Raw genomic sequence first — 19,753 nt, 5'->3', positions numbered from 1 at the left:
TGAGTCAGGTTTTGATTTTGACTGTCTGTGATGTGCTGGATAGTAAGCATAAGATGAATAAAAATATAATGAGTACGGTTTTCTGTCTGAAAATTATAGAACGTCATGAGTATAAGGTGTTTTAAACATATATTATAAAAAAAGTTGGAGAAGACCCATGAAAAACATTCTTAAATGGTTGTTAATTTCAGGCGGTGTTTTTTTAGTTCTTGTCATTGCAGCCATCATTATCATTCCTCAAGTTATTAATGTCCAAAAGTATAAACCCATGATTGAGCAAAAAGTTGCACAAGCGACAGGGCGATCCTTTACACTCGGTGATGAGATGGATATTTCCGTTTTTCCCTGGGTTGGGGTGAAATTGACGGATCTTCACCTGGGTAGTCCTGCCGGGTACAGCCAAAATGATATGGTATCAGTGAAGGATTTTGAGGTCAGGCTCAAGGTTATGCCGCTGTTGTCAAAGAAAATAGAAGTAAAAACCTTTGTTTTGGACACCCCAGTGATTTACCTGGAAAAATTAAAAAACGGTAAAGCCAACTGGCAGGGGATGGGTCAACAACAGGGGAAACAAGAGATTCAGGATCAAAAACAGATAAAAGAGAAAAAGCAAGAACCTTCAACAAGCCGGGGATTGCCGATTGAGGATCTGATGGTCGGTAATTTTTCCATTACAAACGGCCACTTGATCTATCTGGATCAGGCAACAAATCTTAAAAAAGAAATCTCGGATCTGAATTTGAATTTGACCAATCTCAGTCTTGAAAATCCAGTGGGCATTTCATTGAGCGCAAAGGTTGACGGCAAACCCGTTTCCCTTGACGGAACAGCCGGTCCCATTGGCAAGGAGCCCGGCAAAGGAACAATTGCCCTTGATTTTGTGTTAAAAGCTTTGGAAGAGCTGGAAGTAAGTTTAACAGGTAATCTTATTGATGTCCTGGCAGGAAGGGATTTTGATCTTGAAGTGGATGTGTCTTCTTTTTCACCCAGAAAATTATTTGCTGCGCTGGACCAAAAATTTCCTGTCCTGACAAAGGACCCGGCTGTATTAAATGCCGTCTCTTTTAAAGTCCGCTTAAAAGGTAATCCGCAAAACGTCTCTTTGTCTGATGGTGTGTTTGTTATGGATGATTCCAAAGCGGTATTTTCAGCTTCGGCAAAAGCGTTTTCCAAACCCGATTTAAAGTTTGATATTCAATTGGACGGAATCGACCTTGACCGGTATCTGCCTGAACATTTGGCAAAAGAAACAAAACCGGAAAAAATTGAACCTGCAAAAGCAGCTCCTGCAAAAAAGAAAACAGATTACAGCCCCTTAAGAAAACTGGTTCTTGACGGGCAAGTAAAGGTAGATAAATTAAAGGCCCATGGCGCAACTATTGAAAATATTGATGTCCATATTATGGCAAAAAACGGCATTGTTAAAATTGATCCGTTAGGCTTGGATCTTTACCAGGGTAATATAGCATCAACTGTTGAACTTAATGTTCAAAAAAATGATCCTCAAACAAAAATGACCATTAATGCCAAAGGTATCCAGGCCGGACCCTTGATGAAAGACGTCTTGCAAAAAGAGTTGATCGAAGGAACATTGAAAGCGGATCTGGGGATTTTTATGACAGGTGAAACACCTGATATGATCAAGCAGACCTTGACCGGGCAAGGGGAACTTTTGTTTGTTGACGGTGCCATTATCGGTTTTGACCTTGCCGGTATGGTGCGGAACGTCAAAACCAGTTTTGGAATGGGAGAACAATTACAGGAAAAGCCGAGAACGGATTTTGCAGAACTTAAAATTCCGTTTACTGCTCAAAACGGCCTTGTGAATACAATCGGAACAAGCCTGACTTCTCCTTTGATTAGGCTACTTGTTACAGGAAACGTCAATCTTGCAAAAGAAATGCTTGATTTAAGGGTGGAGCCAAAATTTGTCGCCACCTTGAAAGGCCAGGGAGATACCAAAGAAAGATCGGGGGTGATGGTTCCTGTCTTGATAACCGGTGCTTTTGAGTCTCCTAAAATTCGTCCTGACCTTAAAGGCATGCTCAGTGGAGGTATTCCGGATGTAAAAGGATTAAAAGATGTTTTGGGAACAAAAGAGGATCAGAAACAAAAAATAGAATCTGTAAAAGAAGATTTGAAAAAGCAGTTTAAAGGCCTGTTTCCCGGTATGACTAACTAACAACCCGTTAATAATGGAGAAAAAAATGAGATATCTGAGCAATAAATTTATATGGATTATGCAGGCGGCTGTCATTGTTACTCTGATGGTTTGTGTGCAGTCCTTTGCCGGTAATTCCTGGCTGGATAAAGGCAGTGAACTGTTAAAGTCATTTGGGGGGAGCGATAAAATAAGTGCGCTGACGGTTGAAGAGATCGGTTCAGGCCTCAAAGAAGCTCTTAAGGTTGGTTCTCAAAATGTCGTGAGTCAATTGGGTGCAACAGACGGATTTAACAATGATGCAAACATTCACATTCCTTTGCCTGCAAGCCTTGATAAGGTGAAATTCATGCTGGGCAAGGTCGGCATGTCCTCTTTGTTTGAGGATCTTGAATTAAAGTTGAACCGGGCGGCAGAGGTTGCAACGCCAAGGGCGAAACAATTGTTCGTGGATGCCATTTCCATGATGACCCTTCAGGATGTGAACGAGATTTACAATGGGCCTGACGATGCTGCAACCCAGTATTTTAAGGGAAAAATGTCTCCTCAGCTGGCCAAAGAAATGAAGCCCGTGATTGATACCAGCCTTTCGGAAGTGGGTGCGGTACAGGCTTATGACAATATGATGAAAGAATACAAATCCCTTCCGTTTGTACCGGATATAAAAGCCAACCTGACCGATTATGTGGTTGAAAAGGGAATGGACGGCATATTTTATTATATGGCAAAAGAAGAAGCAGCCATAAGGCAAAATCCGGCAAAGCGGACAACTGAACTTTTGAAAAAAGTTTTTAACAAATAAAAAGATTTTAGGATCGCAAATAAAATAAATTGAGCAAAAAGACAAGCTATTGTGTTCAAGTTATAAAATTTGTGACCCTTATTAATCCGACAACAGCGATTGAGGTATTTATGGATGTGACATTCTATGGCGCGGCAGGTGAAGTAACAGGATCAATGCACCTTCTGGATACGGGTACGGACCGGATACTGTTTGATTGCGGTATGTTCCAGGGAAGACGAAAAGAAAGCAAAGAAAAAAATAAAATATTTTCCATTGATAGAACCAAGATCACCAACATGATTCTATCCCATGCACATATTGATCACTCGGGACGCATTCCCGTTCTGACCAGCAAGGATTTTGCGGGCCGGATAGTGACCACCCGGCCCACGGCAGATGCATTGGATTATATGCTGATGGACAGCGGGCATATCCAGGAATCGGATGCCCAGTATCTGAATTACAAGTCTCTCAGATCTTTTTTATATCAACTGGAAAATAACAATGTAAAACAAAAGGTGTCCAACAAAGAAAAAAACAACATCAAAAAGATGTTGAAAAAAAATGCATATGAACTCAACAATGAAGCTATTAATGATCTTCAAAAACAGCATGGACTGGATATTATTACCCCGCTTTATACCATGGAGCAGGCAAGACAGTCTCTTGGCTTTATTGATGGGTATCCTTTTAATTATCCGGTGACCATTGGTGAAAATACCACGGTAAAGTTCTATGTGGCCGGTCATATCCTGGGGTCTGCTTTTTCAGTTGTAACCGTCAAAAACAATGGTAAGACCACCCGGATTTTGTATACAGGGGATGTGGGCCGTTTTGGAAAGCCGATATTAAAAGACCCGACATTGGTGTTTGATGAAGAAGACCGCGACATTGATCTGTTCATTACTGAAAGTACCTATGGAGACAGGCTGCATCAGCCTGTGGAAGATCTGGGAAAAAGGCTTAAAAAAGTCCTGAACGACACTTTTGAAAGAGGCGGATCTGTGATTATTCCTTCTTTTGCCTTTGGCAGAACCCAGGAATTGATTTATATTCTTCATGAACTGTACGACAAAGGAGAAGTTCCCAGACACCCTGTATATGTTGACAGTCCGCTTGCATCCAATATTACAAAGGTGTTTGGCGAACACCCGGAAAGTTATGATAAGGAAACTCATAAAACCTTTCTTGAAAAAGGGAAAAATCCGTTCCTTTTTGATAAAATCCGGTTTGTCCAGACCGTTGAAGAATCCATGCGCCTGACACAGGATACCTCCTCCCATGTTGTTATCTCTGCTTCGGGCATGTGTGAAGCCGGCAGGATATTACACCATCTTCGGTATAAGGTTCATAATCCTAAAAATACAATTCTGCTTGTAGGGTACATGGCTGAAAATACCTTGGGCAGACGGATTCAGGAACTGGGTTTTGATAATATTCCGTCAGGAGAAAATACTGAACCCCCTGAATTAAAGATACTGGGCAAAAGCTATCCGCTGCTGGCAAAGGTTGAAAAAATAGGCGGCTTCAGTGCCCATGGAGATAAGAACGAACTTGAGAAAATCATCACCCAGTCAAATCTTAGAATAAAAAAAATCGGAATCGTTCACGGGGAAGAATCTCAAAGTGCTTCATTTGCAAAGCACCTTGAACAAAAAGGATATGATACGTTTATTCCCAAACCCGGTGAAAAGATCTCCTTTTAAAAAAAATATTCTTACAGCGTGTAAAAAATAAAAGCGGCCAAAAGCGGCCCTGGATTCCATCCAGGGCCGCTTTCAGCTCTGCCCAGATGGTCCGGATGTTTCAGACCAGGGAGGAGAGAAGGGCTGCGATGCGTGAGAAGGTTCTTAAAAGACGAGACAGTTCCCGGCGCTGGGGCTGCTGAGTCTCGGTTCTGCAGCGGCTTTCCCGAAGTATCCCCGGAAGTTAACGAAAGCTAAAATTTAAAGGGCGTCATATTTTGTAACATGAGGTTGTTTCATAACATCTTTTTCGAATTACTTTAAAATCAAAATCGTCAGCCCCAAAAAGGCAGTATCTATCTCATAGTGTCGTTACAAACCAAACACCCCCTCAAAGGTTTTAAATTTTAAGGGTGTGTTCGGATTGTCATTAAATGTTAATCACTTATAACTTAATACATAATTTGGCACACTTTTAGCTTAAAATTTTAGGTTGTAGTGAAATTATTTTTATAAAATAAAGCTTAATTCATAGATATTTTATGAATGTAATTTCAGTTTTATATATATTGCAGGAGTATGAATAATTTTTAACAAATATTATAAACTTAATTTTAAAGATTGGGAGGCGTAAAGATGAAAAGTATCGTTAATTTGCTGATTGCAATGGTTTTAATCGCTGTCATGGCACCCTGTGTTTTTGCAAATGATCATGCAACCTCTGAAGAAGTTGTCGCAAAGGTGAAAGATGCAGCTGTATTTCTCAACAAAACCGGTGACAATGGGTTGGCAGAGTTTATGGATAAAAACGGACGTTGGGTATGGAAAGATACCTATGTTTGGGTAATCCATGCCGAAAAAGGGACTGATGCAGCTCATCCTATTAAACCGAAATTATGCGGAATGCAGCTCATGAATATAAAAGATACGAATGGGAAATATTTTTTTGCAGAATTTTGTGATGTCGCCAACAGGCCCAATGGCGGATGGGTTGATTATATGTGGCCAAAGGTAGGGGAAAAAATTCCATCCAGAAAAATTACTTATGTTTTACAGGTGCCGAATTCTCCTTACCAGGTAGCTGCAGGAATTTATAACGATGATGCAACGATTGATGAACTCAATCAGTTGATACAATAAATATTATACTTGTAAAAAAAGGAGGGTCTTTACTAAATAATATTTTTTTACAGGCTGTTACAAAAATTAAAATATTTTCCATTTGGTCTGCATCATGTTGTAATAGCAATGTTCTTATATGTTGTGAACAAATCAATCATATTTTTTATTTTGTAGCAGTCTGTTGAGTATTTAAAGGAAACTACTATGAAAATATCGACAAAAATTGCGGCATTGATAATTCTCGGCATTGTTATGATAGGATTTCAGTTCGGTATCACTCGTGTGTTGGCTGAGAAGTCTAATCGTTTTAATACGAGTGTTCGTAGACTCGGAGAAATAAACAGTTCGCTCATGGGCGCAATCGTCGAAGAAAAAAATTTTTTAAATCAGCATGAAAAAGAAACTGCCGATAAACTTAACAAATATATCAAACAAATTGATAAATCTATTAGCGTTTTGCAAACTCATGAAATCAATGGTAAGGGAGGAGAAATTCTTGGTTTAAGCAAGCTCATCAAAAAATATCATGATTGTTTTAAAAATCTTTTTCAAGTTGTTAGTTCTTTTGATAGCGAAATTGACAAGTTGGATGAACGTGTTTTTCAACTCAATGAGCAGACCATTGCAACCATGAAAGAAATAGATGCTGAGATTGGGCTTGCAATGATTAATGTGGAAGAGATTGATGAAAATTTGAAAAATTTTGCTGAAATAGCAAAGGACACGATGTTTTGGGTGCAGCAACTGCTTTTCAGTATGAATCAGGATTTTTTTCTTCATCAGGATGAAAAAGCGTTTCTTGGTCGTTTAAAAGAGATTTTTGCAGAGATCCAAAAAGATAAAAAAGATATCGTTCTTGTCAGTAAATTTATTGATGACATTGATCACCTTAATTATGGCAAACAAACCGTTGCAACTATCGAATTTCTTCCGGAACAGATGGAAAAAATTCGTACATTTTGGAACAATAAGATTGCCATTGAGAAAGATCTTAACATTATTCGTAACCAGGTACAGGCGGCCATAGAAGAAATTGTCTCTTATGCCGAAAAAGAGTTGATCCATATTGATCACAGTCTGTTTTGGATGAATGTTATTGCAGTTCTCTCAATTGTTTTGGCTTTAGTGATCGCAGGTGTGTGTATCCTCCGTTCAATTACAAAACCCCTTAATCGAAGTATTGCCGGTTTTTCTATTGGATCAAACCAGGTGGCAGCAGCTGCCGGTCAATTATCATCAGCAAGCTTATCTCTTGCTGATGACGCTAACGAGCAGGCGTCATCACTGGACCAGACGTCTTCCTCTCTTGAAGAAATGTCTTCCATGACCAGACAAAATGCAGATAACGCCAACCAGGCAGATACCCTTATGAAAGAAGCAACTCTTGTGATTGGAAAGGCCAATGATTCCATGAGAGAGGTGACGATATCCATGGAAGAGATCTCAATTGCAAGTGAAAAGATACAAAAAATTATAAAAACAATTGATGAAATTGCATTTCAGACCAATCTTCTTGCCCTTAATGCAGCGGTTGAAGCAGCAAGAGCGGGTGAGGCAGGAGCTGGATTTGCAGTGGTTGCAGATGAGGTCAGAAATCTTGCCATGCGCTCTGCGGAAGCTGCTCAAGGTACAGCCGATTTGATTCAAGGCACAGTCAAAAAAGTAAAAGACGGATCGGAACTCGTTAATACAACCAATGATGCTTTTTCTGAAGTGGCGATAAGTGTCTTTAAGGTAGGAGAACTTCTGGGTGAGATTGCTGCTGCTTCTAAGGAACAGACCCAGGGAATTGATCAGATTAACAAGACCGTTGCCGTTTTGAACCAGGTAACCCGGCAAAATGCTGCAAATGCTGAAGAATCTGCCTTATCCGCTGAAAAGATGAATGCCCAGGCAGAGCAGATGAAAGTTGCTGTAACTGATTTGATTGTCTTGGTTGGCGAAAATAATGAAATAGCAACTGATAAAATGGCAACTGATATTACGAAATTGGGAGTAATGGATAATGAAAAGCCTGCTATTTCACTTGTCTCTTCAAGGCATGAGCAAACAGGAGAAAGGATTGGCAATGGAGTTGAAAAAAATCTTTTAGCTTCTATTGAAAAAGAAGTGACTGTTTATCAGGCATGATGAAGTCCCGACAGCGTGTGAAAATAAAAAGCAGCCCTTAATTCCAGGGCTGCTTTAAGGCTTGTTTGTGAGGAAAATTAGATGGTCTTTGTTTGTTTTTCAGCGGTTATAAATCATACATGGCCGCCATAAAATCCTGGTGCTTCATTTCTGGATTTTGCCCATGGAACACTTTTGGTTGATCCTCCGCTGTAGGCATAGGCTTTAAGTTCTTTCTGGCGTTTTTCTTCGCCTTCCCTGACTAAATTTCTGCATTCACCTTCTTTGCATTTTCCGGTGATGTCTCTTGATGGCATATTTTTCATTTCAGTATCCTCTTTTTTTGAGTTTCGCTTATATATAAAGGGAAGTTTATTCCCCGTGTGGTGTTTACTATATGTTTGATAAATTAAGACCGAATATTTGTTAGTCAAGGCAAACAAAATTATATATTTATTTTCTTTTAGTCTTGGCATATAAAAGATTGAAGTCCATGATAATGGTCTTAATATTTAAGATGTATGGAATCAAAATAAACAGGATGTGACGGCTCCGGGCCTTGCATTATTATGGCCCGGAGTTGTTGGGAATTCAGGGTGTTATTTGTTTTTTGCAATAACCCATATTGCATGGACGATACCAGGGAGGTAACCTAAAATAGTTAAAATGATATTAAGCCAGAAATGCTTGCCGATGCCGACCTGTAAAAACACGCCCAGTGGCGGAAGAATAACCGCAATAATAATTTTAATCAGCTCCATAATGACTCCTTTTGCAAAGGTTTTTGTTTGATGGATACATAACCGTTTTTTTAAATTATAGCCGAAAATATAATAATAAGGTGGACAGATGCAAGTTTTATATTATCTTATAGGGCTTTGAGTTTAAAACCAAAGACCTTAAAAAAGGGGAGATTCCCCTGAAGGATTGAAAAATGACAGACACAGTAAAATCGGGGGATACCATATCGGTTGACTATACGGGTAAATTTCAAACCGGCAAAGTATTTGATTCATCGCAAGGACAAACTCCTTTAAAGTTCACAGTTGGCTCAGGCATGCTGATCAAGGGATTTGACCAGGCGGTTATCGGTATGAAAGTCGGTGAAAAAAAGACTGTGGTGATTAAACCGGAAGATGGTTACGGCCTTAGAAATGAAGAGCATTATGTGGACATCCCCAAAATGCATTTTCCTGAAGAAATTCCCTTGGAGAAAGGCTTACAGCTTGAACTTCAAGATCCCCAGGGACAGCCTGTTCCTGCGATTGTTGCCGAAATTGGGGAAGAATCGGTCAAAATGGATATCAACCATTTCCTGGCCGGCAAAACCCTTGAGTTTGATATTACCATTGTTGAAACAGGGCTTGAACCCGATTTCCATGGCTGCGGTTCCGGGTGTGGCTGTGATTCAGGCTGTGGTTCCGATTCCGATGGCGGTTCTGATTCCAATTGTGGCTGTGATTCAGGCTGCTGCAAATAAAATTAAATCATAATTTTGTTCCCTTTTCGCTGCCTGCCGGCGGAAAGGGAAGATTTAACTGTTTTCCGAATGTTTAGCGCAGCAGCTTTTCTTTCAAAATTTAATTTTTCCGGCCTTTTCGAAGGGCCGTAATCCGTTCATGGGCCAGGTCCAGTTCCGCCCCGATTGTCCGTATATTCCAGACCAGGGCAGAGATGTTATTTCGCCTTTGGAGAGGAACCTTGTCAAAGGTGCCTATGCTTCTCAACCGGCTCCCCATGATCAGAAACCGGTGAATTGCGGATCGGTGGTCCGGTTTATCCCCGCAGGTTTCAGGGCTTCCGGCATAGCTCACCATCCAGCTAAACAGTTCCCGGGTTTCTTTAAGCAGGGTTGCGGTATCCTCTTTGATTTCGGGCAGGGGCTTTCCCTTGGCCCGGGTGATCACCGTGTACAGGGCGGAGAGAAGGTCTGCGATGCGTGAAAAGGTTCTTAAAAGACGGGACAGTTCCTGGCGCTGGGCGCTGCTGAGTCCAGGTTCTGCGGCGGCTTCCCTGAAGGATTCCCGGCATTCGGCAAGTTGCTCATTGACCTTGATGCGGGAGGGGATGACGCTGTCGTTACCGGTTTGTCCCGAAAGATAGTGATCTGCCAGGAGGGAAAAATGCTTTTCCAGGGCACATAGGGTTTTTTTTGTTTCCCGCCGTATGGATTTTCTGGCCCGGGTGGGCCACAGAAGAAAGGCACATCCCACACCGATTCCGACGCCCAGGAAGGTGTCCAGAATCCTTATCATTCCAAGTTTCCAGCCCATGGGCATGATGAGGCCCAGGGCCAGCACCACCATGGTGGTGAGGGCCGTGATATACGCGGTGTAATTGTAGACTTTTAAAAACAAGGTAAGGAACAGGGCCGTCAGGATCAGGGGGATCAAAATGCCGTGATGCTCACCAAGGGATCGGAGCATGCCGATGCCGATGGAGGCCCCTATAACGGTTCCAAGCAATCGGTTCCATCCGATGCGAAGGGTTCCGCCCAGGGAAGGCCGCATGATCACCAGAACGCTGATGGGCAGCCAGATGCCGTGGTGCAGGTTCAGAATATGGGAAGCGGCAATGGCGAGGGTCACGGCAAAGGCGGACCTTAAAGCATGCCGGAACACCGGAGAGCTGAAGCGCAGTTCTTTTCTGAGTTTGACAATCGCGGGGGTGGTCATGGTGTTTGCTCCAGGGGTTTTAATCGGGCCATGTTTTCCATTTCAAGGTTCAGGTGCCGCAGGGCGTGGATGGCCCCCCACGCTTCCAGGAATTCTTCTTTCATGTCATCCCCCCTTTTGTAGGCTCCAAGTTTCAGAAGCTGGTTTTCAAGATGGTCCAAGGCGTTTTCCAGGGATTGGGGCCGGTTTTTTGAGGTTCCTTCCAGAAGATTGACAAGCTTGTCAAAGGCTATCGATGCTTGTGCTGCCAGGTTTGAGAAGGCGGTCTTGACTTCTCCTGAAAGGAGGCGGTTCTCATGTATCCGACTGTTTCTGTCCAAACCCACGATAGCGGTTTTCAGACGGATCAGCATGCCGTAGAGGGCAGTGGGGCCTTGGTTGTTTTCAAGTTCTTTCATGGGGTCCAGGTTCATGGCTTCCATAATTTGTCGGTAGCGGCGCAAGGAAGTTGTGGTTCTATCCTGGAGTCGGAATACTTTGCGTTTCAGGCTGCGGCCTTGGATTTTTTTTGTCACCACCCGGAAAAAATCCGCAAGGTCGGTGAGGGCCACCACACCGGCCTTGCGGAGGACTGTTTCCGGGTGAACCGGCCAGATGTGGAAGCTGACCCCATAGGCGGCACCACCCCCGAGCAGCACGGCCATGGTTCTGAAAACTCCTTGGAGTAAAGGTTCTGGTGAACCAATGGCCAAGAGGTTTATGACCATGACTCCCATGGCGATGACCATGTTGGAGAATCCCAGGCAGGCAGAAAAAAAAGCGCAAAAAACCAGTATAAACACATAAACTTCCCGGAGCAGGGGCAGCCCTCCGGCCCAGGTGGAGACGGGAACGAGGATGGCAGTGATCAAGATCAGTTTTATAGCCACAAGCCGCCGTTCCCGGTATGTGCTTCCCGCACGGCTAAGCATCAGGATGAACGCCCCGAAAATGCACCAGGAGTAGAGGCCATGCGGGAGCTGGAGGAAGAATGCCAGGAACAGGGCCAGGAGGCATGCCAGGACTGATTTCGCCGCATACCGGGTGACAAAAAACGCCGGGTCCAGGGGGTGAATGATTTTTTTGTACAATGGTTTTAAAAGCTTATGCATGAAGATTCAGCCTGTTTGTGTTGGGGAGTAACTTGTTCTGATTCATGATTTATACAATAAAAAATACTGGTTGAAAAGCCGGTTCTTAAATGTTCATCCATTTAGGGATATTCGAATTTGTTAGGTGGATTTTTAATCTAAAAGCTACGGAATAAAATATTGTGGACTTATCAAAAAGGGCAAACATAAAGGTTGCTGTGTTCTCATCGGTTAAAAAAATGCATCAGGGAACCGGAGTTGGTCAGCCCTGTTGTCTCAGGTCTGTCATCCTTCCAGCAGGGGAGCCGGGTCTGTCCGGACTATTCCCTTAAAGTCCTGGCTTAAAATCACTCCGATAAAGACCAGGATAGCTGCCATGTATTGACCATTTGAAAATCGTTCGCCTAAAACCACGGCGCTCATGATCAGGCTGAATACCGGTATCAGATTGATAAATGCAGTGGCCTGGCTGGCGGGAATTTTGCTGACCCCGTAATTGTAAAATCCATATGCCCCTAATGTAACTGCACTGCCCAGATAGAGAATGGCAAACAGCGGGAGGGGTTCTGCCTGGACAGGGAGCTGGGTGCCTGGCAAAAAAAGAGCCGGAAAAAAGAAAACAGCCCCGGCAAAAGCCTGGATAAACGTGAGAAAAAGAGGAGAGTATTGATCGCTCAGTTTTTTCAGGGACAGGGCATAGCCGGATGCACATACCATGGCCATAAATTCAAGGAAGTTGCCCATCAGGGGATTGGGTCCGTGGGAAGAAGCCTTGGATGCAAGGCTCAGCCACAGGGCACCCGTGACTGCAATGGAAAACCCAATACAGGTACGAAAAGTCAGCCTCTCCTTCAGGATCAGCCAGGCTCCAATGGCAACCATCAGCGGCATCATGCTTGTGATCATCCCTGCCTGGGCTGCTGAGGTGTAGACTAAGGCCTTGGCTTCAAAGACAAAATAGAGGCAGGGCTCACAGATTACCATAAAGGCGATGTATTTTATATCTTTCACCCTGAACCGGATGTTTTTGAAAACAAAAGGAAAAAAGAGAGAGCAAAGGCTTGCTACAGCCATGCGACCGAAAATGACCACCATGGGGTCATAGATCCTGAAGGCCAGTTTCAGGGCAACAAAGGTACTGGCCCAGAGCATCATGGCCAGTAACAGGCAAAAATATGGGAACAACGGGTTTGATCTGTTCACGGTTTATCCTTGGGTGTTTGTTTTAAAGCTGTATATATTACCATTTTTTTATGGTCTCTGGAACCGTGTTTTGTGAAATTTAATGACATGTATTCAACATCTTCTTTGGTCGTTGTGAACTGGTTGTGGTTGGGAAAAATTTTATTCCTCTGTGTTTTCTTCCTGCCTGATTTCCAATCCGTGTTTTCCATGTTATGATCAGGTCTATGGTTTTAGTTGAAGATCGCCATCGGCTCTGAATTCTATGATAGGATTGTCTATGGATGTTGTTGTATTTGGTGCCTGTTTTGCACTCATTGCTGTTGCGTCAAAACAGATCGGTCACAGCCTGATGAAAACAGGATTGCCGTTGATCAGCGGTTTTTTGCTGACCGGTATCATTGCAGGCCCTTATATGCTTGATCTGATCACCCTGGAAGCCACCTTGAATCTGCGGTTTGTGGATGAAGTCTCCTTGGGTTTCATTGCTTTTGCCGCTGGCGGAGAGCTGTATTTAAAAGAACTCAAAACCAGGGTCAAAAGTATTGCATGGATTACCACAGGTCTTGTGGTGTGTACGTTCTTTTTAACCGGTCTGACCTTTTTTCTTCTTTCCGGATTTATCCCTTTTATGCAACTTATGCCTGTTGATGCAAAAATCGGTGTTTCAATTCTGGCAGGTGCCATACTGGTTGCCCGGTCGCCATCTTCCGCCATTGCTATTGTCAATGAATTAAGGGCCAAAGGCTCGTTTACCCAGACCGTGCTGGGGGTGACCATTATTATGGATGTGGTGGTTATTATTTTGTTTGCCGCCAATTCATCTATTGCAGACGCGCTTTTTTCAGGCATGGATTTTAATTTCAGTTTTATCCTGTTTTTGATAGCGGAGATTGGTGCATCCGTTATTATCGGCTATCTTGTTTCCAGACTGATTCTGGCCGTTTTGCTGTTACCTGTTCAAAAATCTTTAAAAACCGGTCTTATTTTATCATCCGGTTATCTTGTGTTTGTTTTGTCATCCCAAATCCGGCATATGTCCCATGGCATCCTGTCTGCTGAAGTTTTGCTTGAACCCTTGTTAATCTGTATGGTGGCGGGGTTTTTCGTGTCCAATACATCAAGAGTTAGAAAGGAATTTTTAAAGATTCTTTATGACATCAGCCTGACCGTCTATATTGCATTTTTTACTTTGACCGGCGCATCCTTGTCACTGGATGTACTTGTGCAGACCTGGCCCATTGCCGTAACTCTTTTTTTTGCAAGGGCCATCGCCATATTGTTCGGATCTTTTATCGGCGGAACTCTGGCAAAAAATCCCCTGAAAAACAACGCCATCTCCTGGATGGCCTATATCACACAGGCGGGTGTGGGCCTGGGTCTGGCAAAAGAAGTGGTTGTTGAATTTCCAGAATGGGGAAACCCTTTTGCCACAATCATCATATCCATTATTGTTTTAAACCAGATCGTTGGTCCGCCATTGTTTAAATACGCCATTAAAATGATGAAGGAAGATCACTCCAGAGCAGAAGGTCATGTGGCTGCAGGTTCAAGAAATGCAGTGATTTTCGGGTCTGACGGCCAGGCGTTTGCTTTGGCCATGTCTTTGATTTCCCAGGGGTGGGCAGTGAAAGTGGGTGTTACTCACATGAACAATCACCATGAAAAAAATCCAAACATCAATGTTTATCAATTGTCAGACCTGAGCCTTGCTCAATTGAAATATACGGGCGGTGATCATGCCGGGGCCATTGTGGCGATGTTGTCGGATGATGAAAATTATAAAATATGTGAAATAGCGTATGAGCATTTTGGAACTCAGACCATCATTGCCCGGTTGAATGATCGGAAAAATTTCAGCCGTTTCCAGGCCCTGGGTGTTTTGATTGTTGATCCGGCCACGGCAATTGTCAGCCTGCTGGACAATTTTGTGCAGTCGCCTGCTGCAGCATCATTGCTGATGGGGATGCAAAAAGACCGGAATATTGTTGATCTTCGAATTAAAAATCCGGACCTGTTCGGTCTGGCTTTAAGGGATCTGAGGCTGCCTTTTGATGCCGTAATCATGTCTGTTCGAAGACGGGGGGTCCTGTTTGTGCCTCATGATTACACAAGACTTGAGGCAGGTGATCTTGTGACAGTGGTGGGGGCGACCAATTCCTTAAAAGAAATCGCCTTGAGATTTGACGTCAACCAGGAGGAAGCATTGCTGCAGCTTGTTGAAAAGGCAAGTGCAAAGGAATTGATTGATCCTCTGGTTCAAACCGAAGTCAAAGAGATCATCGCTTCAGACCGGTTTGTTCAAAGAGACCGGTCTGTTCAAAAAAACAAGTCCGTTCAAAAAGACAGGTTTGACCTGTTTGTGGAAAACAGCCCGGTAATGGATTTGAAACAGGCCATGAACAAGGAAACCTTTTTTGATATGGTTTCCCACGCCATGTCCGACTCATTGAATATGTCGCCTTCCCGTCTGTATGACATGCTGATGACACGGGAAGAAGAAATCACAACCGTATTGGCACCTGGATTGGCAGTTCCCCATATTATTGTTGAAGGGGAAAAAAAATTTTCCGTTCTTCTGGCCAGGTGCCGCAAAGGCATTGAGTTTTCCAAATCCACACCATTGGTGTATGCGGCTTTTGTTTTGGTGGGTTCAAAAGATGAAAGAAAATTTCATTTGCGTGCCCTGTCTGCTGTTGCACAGATTGTGCTGGACCCCAGGTTTGAAAAAAAATGGCTTCGGGCAAAAAATCAAGCTGCATTGCGTCAGGTTGTCATTGGTGCCGACCGGAAGCGTGAAGTATAAAAATATATGTGTGCCGGTTTTAAAAAAATGAGCAAGAGCAATAGCAGGTGCATGAGAGAAAGATGGATATCAGTCTTGGCATTTTAAAGTTGGATATGAGCGGACAAATAATCAGGAGCGGAAAATGAAAGAAAAGTTTAAAGTTTCACTAAAAGAGTTGAACCAAAAATATCCGTCAGGGCTGTTTGATTTTAAGGATACATCAAAACTGGAGCCGTTGGACAGGATTATCAATCAAAAGCGGGCGGTGGAAGCCATTGATTTTGGATTGAACATGACGGGTCCGGAATATAATATTTTTGTCACAGGCCTGGAAGGCACGGGTAAATCCACCATTGTAAGGGAACTTCTCAAAGAGCATGCCACAACAAGGCAGACGTCGGAAGATCTTTGCCTGGTGAATAATTTTGATAATGATTATTGTCCGGTTGTCATTGAAATGCCGGCTGGATCAGCCGTCTATTTCAGCCAGAGCATGACCCGGTTCATCGAAGTGTTAAAGATAAAAATACCTGAATTTTTTGAAGCACCGTCTTTCCTGGAAGAGCAGAACGCCATTCAAAAAGAAACTTCCATCCGGCAGAAACAGCTGCTGGAGGATGTTGAACAATTTGCCCGGGACCTGGGGCTGTCAATTCTCAGGACACAAACCGATTATGAGGTAGTGCCGCTTTGGGAAGGTAAACCCATGTCTCAGGAAGATTACCAGACACTGGATGAGGCGGCTCTGCGAAAAATTGATGAGGCCATGGAGCAGGTTGAAGAAAAACTCAGTCCGTGCCTGATTGAAATGGACAAGCTTGCTGAACAGATGGAGGTGGAATTAAAGGAAAAGATTGCATCCATAACAGATCAGCTTATCTCCGAGCAGATTGATCCGGTAAGGTATTATTTCAAGGATTGCAAGGATATTCAAACATACCTGAAGAATGTCAAGCAGGACATTATTGATAATATCTCTTTGTTCCTTGGGGTTAAAGGCCAGGAAGAGAATGAAGGGGAAAAAGTCCTGGAAATGACCGGGTCAATTGTGAAACGATACCAGGTCAATGTGCTTGTGGATCGAAGACGGGAAAAAGGTGCGCCAGTGGTGTTTGAACCCAACCCGAGTTTTCATAATTTGTTTGGGAAAATCGAGAAAAAACCGGTTACAGGATCATTTGAAACGGATTTTACAATGGTCCAGGCAGGTTCGTTGCTGAAAGCCAATAAAGGCTATCTTATTTTGGATATTGAACCGCTGTTGTCAAATCCGCTGGTCTGGGAATCTTTAAAAAGAACCTTGCAGGATTCACAGCTTCGGATTGAAGATATGCCCGACCAGGTGGATTACGGCATGCCTTCGCTGAAACCTGCCCCGATACCATTGTCGGTAAAGGTGGTTCTTGTGGGCGGATATGAACCTTTCCGGATTTTACAGAGTGCTGATACACGGTTTAACAAGATATTTAAAGTCAGGGCTGATTTTGATTATGAAGCACCATTAACCGATGAAAATATCTACAATTATGCCAGGTTTATTGCCAGGGTCTGTAAAAAAGAGAACCTCTTAAGTTTTACCGCAGACGGTGTCTGGGCAGTCATCGGGTATGGAAGCAGGATGGTGGCAAATCAGCAGAAACTGTCCTTGAGATTTGGTCCGATCCTTGGAATTTTAAAAGAGGCCGATTATTGGGCCAGAAAAGAGGGCGCTTCCGTGGTGTCTGAAAAATATGTGACCCTGGCTTTGAACCAGCAGCGGTTTCGCAACAATCTGTATGAAGAAAAATTATCCGAGGAGTTTGATGACCAATATGTCCTGATTGATGTGAAAGGGCGGACAACAGGCCAGGTGAATGCTCTGGCGGTTTATGATATGGGTGAAATTGCCTTTGGCAGGCCCACAAGGATTACTGCGGAATCTTATATGGGGCCTGCAGGCATTATTAATGTTGAGCATGAATCCGATCTTTCGGGTCAGACTCATGATAAGGGGATCATGATTATCTCCGGCTATCTTGGCAGAATGTTTGCCCAGAATTATCCTTTGAGTGTCAGTATCAGCATTACATTTGAGCAAAGTTATGATGGCATTGACGGTGACAGCGCATCGTCCACGGAGTTGTATGCGGTTCTTTCCAGCCTTTCGGGCATTCCCATCCGCCAGGAAATCGCGGTTACAGGATCGGTGAATCAAAAGGGTGAGATCCAGGCCATTGGAGATGTGAATGAAAAAATAGAAGGGTTTTATGATATTTGTGTGAAAAAAGGGCTGACAAAACACCAGGGGGTTATGATTCCGGCTTCAAATGTAAAAAATCTTGTTTTGAGAAAAGACGTTGTTCAGACCATTGAGTCAGGATGGTTTCATTTGTATAAGGTCACCAATATTGAAGAGGGCATTGAGGTGCTGACCGGTATTGCCGCCGGTCAACCGGATTCAAACGACTGCTATCCCAAAGAGACTGTTTTTGGCAAAGTTCAGGAAAAATTAAAGAAATACCATGAATTATCCTTGCAATTTGGAAAATAAATTGCTTTTGGATTTGGAATTCGTTTATTATTCAACTCTTTAATTGCATTTTTAAAAGATTGCATTATGTTAGAGAAACAGAAAATTAACCAACTGGATTTGGAGTAAATATGAGCAAAGTAATCGCAATGGCAGGCAAGGGCGGAGTTGGCAAAACAACGGTTTCAGCACTGGTTACCCGGTATTTTACAAAACATCAGAATGATCCGCTTCTTGCAATTGACGCAGATCCCAACAGCAACCTGGGAGAAACCCTTGGGCTGAATATTGAAAAAACAGTGGGCGACGTTCGTGAAAATTTTATGAAAGATCCCCAGGCTGTTCCCTCGGGCATGGATAAGATGATTTATCTTGAAATGCTGATGAACCAGGTGCTGATTGAGCAGGATTCTTTTGATCTGCTGGTCATGGGCCGCCAGGAAGGCCAGGGCTGTTATTGCATGGTAAATAATATCCTGAACCGGTTTGCCGACGAGCTGGAAAAAAATTATAAATACCTGCTTGTTGACAATGAAGCCGGGATGGAGCATTTGAGCCGCAGAACCAGCGGCAAGGTTGATATGCTGCTGCTGGTCACAGACTATGCCTTAAGGGGGCTGAGGGCTGTGGGAAGAATCAATGAAATGCTGGGTGATCTTAAACTGGATGTTAAACATAAGGGCCTGATCGTTAACCGAGCACCGGAAACCTTGAGCAAAGCTTTTCTGGATGAGGTCGAAAGGATCGGTGTTCCAATACTCTGCACCATACCCGATGATGCCAACCTTCTTGAGTTTGATATGGAAAGACGGTCGGTTCTTGAGCTGGAGGATGATTCTCCCGCGGTTTTTGCCGTTAACCAGATGATGTCAAAAGTAAAAGAGATTATAGATTAAGCATGGGATATGTATTTGATTTTAAAGATGCAGGATCATATGATGCCTGGTTTGATAAGGCCAGGAACAAGTATTGCCTGGATCTTGAAATCAAATTGATGCTGGATCTTTTATCTCCGGAAAAAGGACAGCGCATTCTTGATATTGGATGCGGAACGGGAATCAGCCTGGAACTTTTGCTGGACAGGGGACTTATTCTTACAGGTGTGGAACCTTCTTTGTACATGCTGGATCTGGCGTCAAAAAGGCTTGGCAATCAGGTGGATCTTCACCGGGGGACGGCTGAAAGTCTTCCTTTTGATGACAATACATTTGATTGCGCCATATTATTCACGAGCCTTGAATTTACGGAAAGGCCTGCCAAGGCTATTGAAGAAGCCTGCAGGGTGGCAAAGGATAATGTGGTTATCTGTGTTTTAAACCGGTATGCGCCTTTGAATGTGCTTCGCAGGCTTAAAAGTTTTTTTATGCCTGACATTTATACCCAGGTACATTTTTTCAGTATCTGGGAACTCAAACAGATTGTGTTTGCAATTCTGGGAAATGTTCCTGTGAAATGGAAAACAACTTTGCAGTTTCCGTTTGTTTACGGGAGGATTGCAGGGTTTTTTGAAAACATGAACATTGTTCAAAAATCATGTTTCGGGACTCTTATAGGCATGCGGATTAAACCGGTGCCGAAATTTCGAACCCGTCCCTTGATGTTGAAGGTGAAAGAACGCAGAGTCTATAATCCTACAACTGGATTGGCCACAAGGATGCGGCAATAAAA

At 43.2% G+C, this 19,753-nt stretch carries 15 protein-coding genes; 10 read left to right on the top strand and 5 right to left on the bottom strand.

The window, feature by feature from the left end:
* The first annotated feature begins 157 nt into the window (after positions 1-157).
* The 5 genes from BLT94_RS14270 (at position 158) to BLT94_RS14250 (ending at position 7,882) form a co-directional block, all read left to right on the top strand.
* Positions 158-2,182: an AsmA family protein gene (locus tag BLT94_RS14270; protein ID WP_092235445.1), complete on the top strand. Its 2,025-nt coding sequence runs from the start codon at positions 158-160 to the stop codon at positions 2,180-2,182.
* Between the two features lie 25 nt (positions 2,183-2,207).
* Positions 2,208-2,963 (top strand): DUF4197 domain-containing protein, encoded by a 756-nt coding sequence (locus BLT94_RS14265; protein WP_092235442.1) that lies wholly within the window; start codon positions 2,208-2,210, stop codon positions 2,961-2,963.
* Positions 2,964-3,073: 110 nt separating this feature from the next.
* Positions 3,074-4,651, top strand: a complete 1,578-nt coding sequence (locus tag BLT94_RS14260; RefSeq protein ID WP_092235439.1) for an MBL fold metallo-hydrolase RNA specificity domain-containing protein — start codon at positions 3,074-3,076, stop codon at positions 4,649-4,651.
* 615 nt (positions 4,652-5,266) lie between these two features.
* Positions 5,267-5,770, top strand: coding sequence for a cache domain-containing protein (locus BLT94_RS14255; RefSeq protein WP_092235437.1), 504 nt, complete (start codon positions 5,267-5,269; stop codon positions 5,768-5,770).
* A gap of 186 nt (positions 5,771-5,956) precedes the next feature.
* The gene (locus BLT94_RS14250) at positions 5,957-7,882 is read left to right on the top strand and encodes a methyl-accepting chemotaxis protein (RefSeq protein WP_092235434.1); all 1,926 of its coding nucleotides are present in this window, start codon (positions 5,957-5,959) and stop codon (positions 7,880-7,882) included.
* Positions 7,883-7,995: 113 nt separating this feature from the next.
* On the opposite strand, the gene BLT94_RS14245 is transcribed toward BLT94_RS14250, so the two are convergent.
* Positions 7,996-8,187, bottom strand: coding sequence for a hypothetical protein (locus BLT94_RS14245; protein WP_014959115.1), 192 nt, complete (start codon positions 8,185-8,187; stop codon positions 7,996-7,998).
* A 273-nt stretch (positions 8,188-8,460) separates the two neighbouring features.
* A complete protein-coding gene (locus BLT94_RS14240; protein WP_014959114.1) occupies positions 8,461-8,622 on the bottom strand; it encodes a YqaE/Pmp3 family membrane protein in 162 nt (53 codons plus the stop codon).
* Positions 8,623-8,795: 173 nt separating this feature from the next.
* On the opposite strand from BLT94_RS14240, the gene BLT94_RS14235 reads away from it, so the two are divergent.
* Positions 8,796-9,341 (top strand): FKBP-type peptidyl-prolyl cis-trans isomerase, encoded by a 546-nt coding sequence (locus BLT94_RS14235; RefSeq protein ID WP_014959113.1) that lies wholly within the window; start codon positions 8,796-8,798, stop codon positions 9,339-9,341.
* 100 nt (positions 9,342-9,441) lie between these two features.
* Here BLT94_RS14235 and BLT94_RS14230 read toward each other — a convergent pair whose 3' ends face one another.
* The 3 genes from BLT94_RS14230 to BLT94_RS14220 form a co-directional block, all read right to left on the bottom strand.
* On the bottom strand, positions 9,442-10,536 hold the full coding sequence (locus tag BLT94_RS14230) for an FUSC family protein (protein ID WP_092235431.1): 1,095 nt from the start codon (positions 10,534-10,536) through the stop codon (positions 9,442-9,444).
* Positions 10,533-11,627 (bottom strand): aromatic acid exporter family protein, encoded by a 1,095-nt coding sequence (locus tag BLT94_RS14225; protein WP_092235428.1) that lies wholly within the window; start codon positions 11,625-11,627, stop codon positions 10,533-10,535. The genes BLT94_RS14230 and BLT94_RS14225 overlap by 4 nt, the downstream gene beginning before the upstream one ends.
* A gap of 264 nt (positions 11,628-11,891) precedes the next feature.
* Positions 11,892-12,809, bottom strand: a complete 918-nt coding sequence (locus BLT94_RS14220) for a DMT family transporter (RefSeq protein ID WP_092235425.1) — start codon at positions 12,807-12,809, stop codon at positions 11,892-11,894.
* Between the two features lie 259 nt (positions 12,810-13,068).
* Here BLT94_RS14220 and BLT94_RS14210 point away from each other — a divergent pair, with 259 nt between their 5' ends.
* From BLT94_RS14210 to BLT94_RS14195, 4 genes are all read left to right on the top strand, one after another.
* Positions 13,069-15,594 carry a cation:proton antiporter domain-containing protein gene (locus BLT94_RS14210; RefSeq protein WP_092235422.1) on the top strand — a complete coding sequence of 842 codons (2,526 nt, stop codon included), beginning with the start codon at positions 13,069-13,071 and terminating at the stop codon, positions 15,592-15,594.
* Between the two features lie 124 nt (positions 15,595-15,718).
* A complete protein-coding gene (locus BLT94_RS14205; protein ID WP_092235419.1) occupies positions 15,719-18,106 on the top strand; it encodes a Lon protease family protein in 2,388 nt (795 codons plus the stop codon).
* Positions 18,107-18,216: 110 nt separating this feature from the next.
* Positions 18,217-18,981 carry an ATP-binding protein gene (locus BLT94_RS14200; protein WP_014959106.1) on the top strand — a complete coding sequence of 255 codons (765 nt, stop codon included), beginning with the start codon at positions 18,217-18,219 and terminating at the stop codon, positions 18,979-18,981.
* A gap of 2 nt (positions 18,982-18,983) precedes the next feature.
* Positions 18,984-19,751 carry a class I SAM-dependent methyltransferase gene (locus tag BLT94_RS14195; protein ID WP_014959105.1) on the top strand — a complete coding sequence of 256 codons (768 nt, stop codon included), beginning with the start codon at positions 18,984-18,986 and terminating at the stop codon, positions 19,749-19,751.
* Positions 19,752-19,753 lie beyond the last annotated feature (2 nt).

It is taken from the genome of Desulfobacula phenolica (genome assembly GCF_900105645.1).
Taxonomy (GTDB): domain Bacteria; phylum Desulfobacterota; class Desulfobacteria; order Desulfobacterales; family Desulfobacteraceae; genus Desulfobacula; species Desulfobacula toluolica.
The sequence above is the reverse complement of the archived record's forward strand: the minus strand, read 5'-3'. Positions and strand labels throughout refer to the sequence as shown.

Bases quoted from the DNA above. Each gene is read 5' to 3' on its own strand.
- BLT94_RS14270 (WP_092235445.1), top strand. From the start codon at position 158: ATGAAAAACATTCTTAAATGGTTGTTAATTTCAGGCGGTGTTTTTTTA.
- BLT94_RS14265 (WP_092235442.1), top strand. From the start codon at position 2,208: ATGAGATATCTGAGCAATAAATTTATATGGATTATGCAGGCGGCTGTC.
- BLT94_RS14260 (WP_092235439.1), top strand. From the start codon at position 3,074: ATGGATGTGACATTCTATGGCGCGGCAGGTGAAGTAACAGGATCAATG.
- BLT94_RS14255 (WP_092235437.1), top strand. From the start codon at position 5,267: ATGAAAAGTATCGTTAATTTGCTGATTGCAATGGTTTTAATCGCTGTC.
- BLT94_RS14250 (WP_092235434.1), top strand. From the start codon at position 5,957: ATGAAAATATCGACAAAAATTGCGGCATTGATAATTCTCGGCATTGTT.
- BLT94_RS14245 (WP_014959115.1), bottom strand. From the start codon at position 8,187: ATGAAAAATATGCCATCAAGAGACATCACCGGAAAATGCAAAGAAGGT.
- BLT94_RS14240 (WP_014959114.1), bottom strand. From the start codon at position 8,622: ATGGAGCTGATTAAAATTATTATTGCGGTTATTCTTCCGCCACTGGGC.
- BLT94_RS14235 (WP_014959113.1), top strand. From the start codon at position 8,796: ATGACAGACACAGTAAAATCGGGGGATACCATATCGGTTGACTATACG.
- BLT94_RS14230 (WP_092235431.1), bottom strand. From the start codon at position 10,536: ATGACCACCCCCGCGATTGTCAAACTCAGAAAAGAACTGCGCTTCAGC.
- BLT94_RS14225 (WP_092235428.1), bottom strand. From the start codon at position 11,627: ATGCATAAGCTTTTAAAACCATTGTACAAAAAAATCATTCACCCCCTG.
- BLT94_RS14210 (WP_092235422.1), top strand. From the start codon at position 13,069: ATGGATGTTGTTGTATTTGGTGCCTGTTTTGCACTCATTGCTGTTGCG.
- BLT94_RS14205 (WP_092235419.1), top strand. From the start codon at position 15,719: ATGAAAGAAAAGTTTAAAGTTTCACTAAAAGAGTTGAACCAAAAATAT.
- BLT94_RS14200 (WP_014959106.1), top strand. From the start codon at position 18,217: ATGAGCAAAGTAATCGCAATGGCAGGCAAGGGCGGAGTTGGCAAAACA.
- BLT94_RS14195 (WP_014959105.1), top strand. From the start codon at position 18,984: ATGGGATATGTATTTGATTTTAAAGATGCAGGATCATATGATGCCTGG.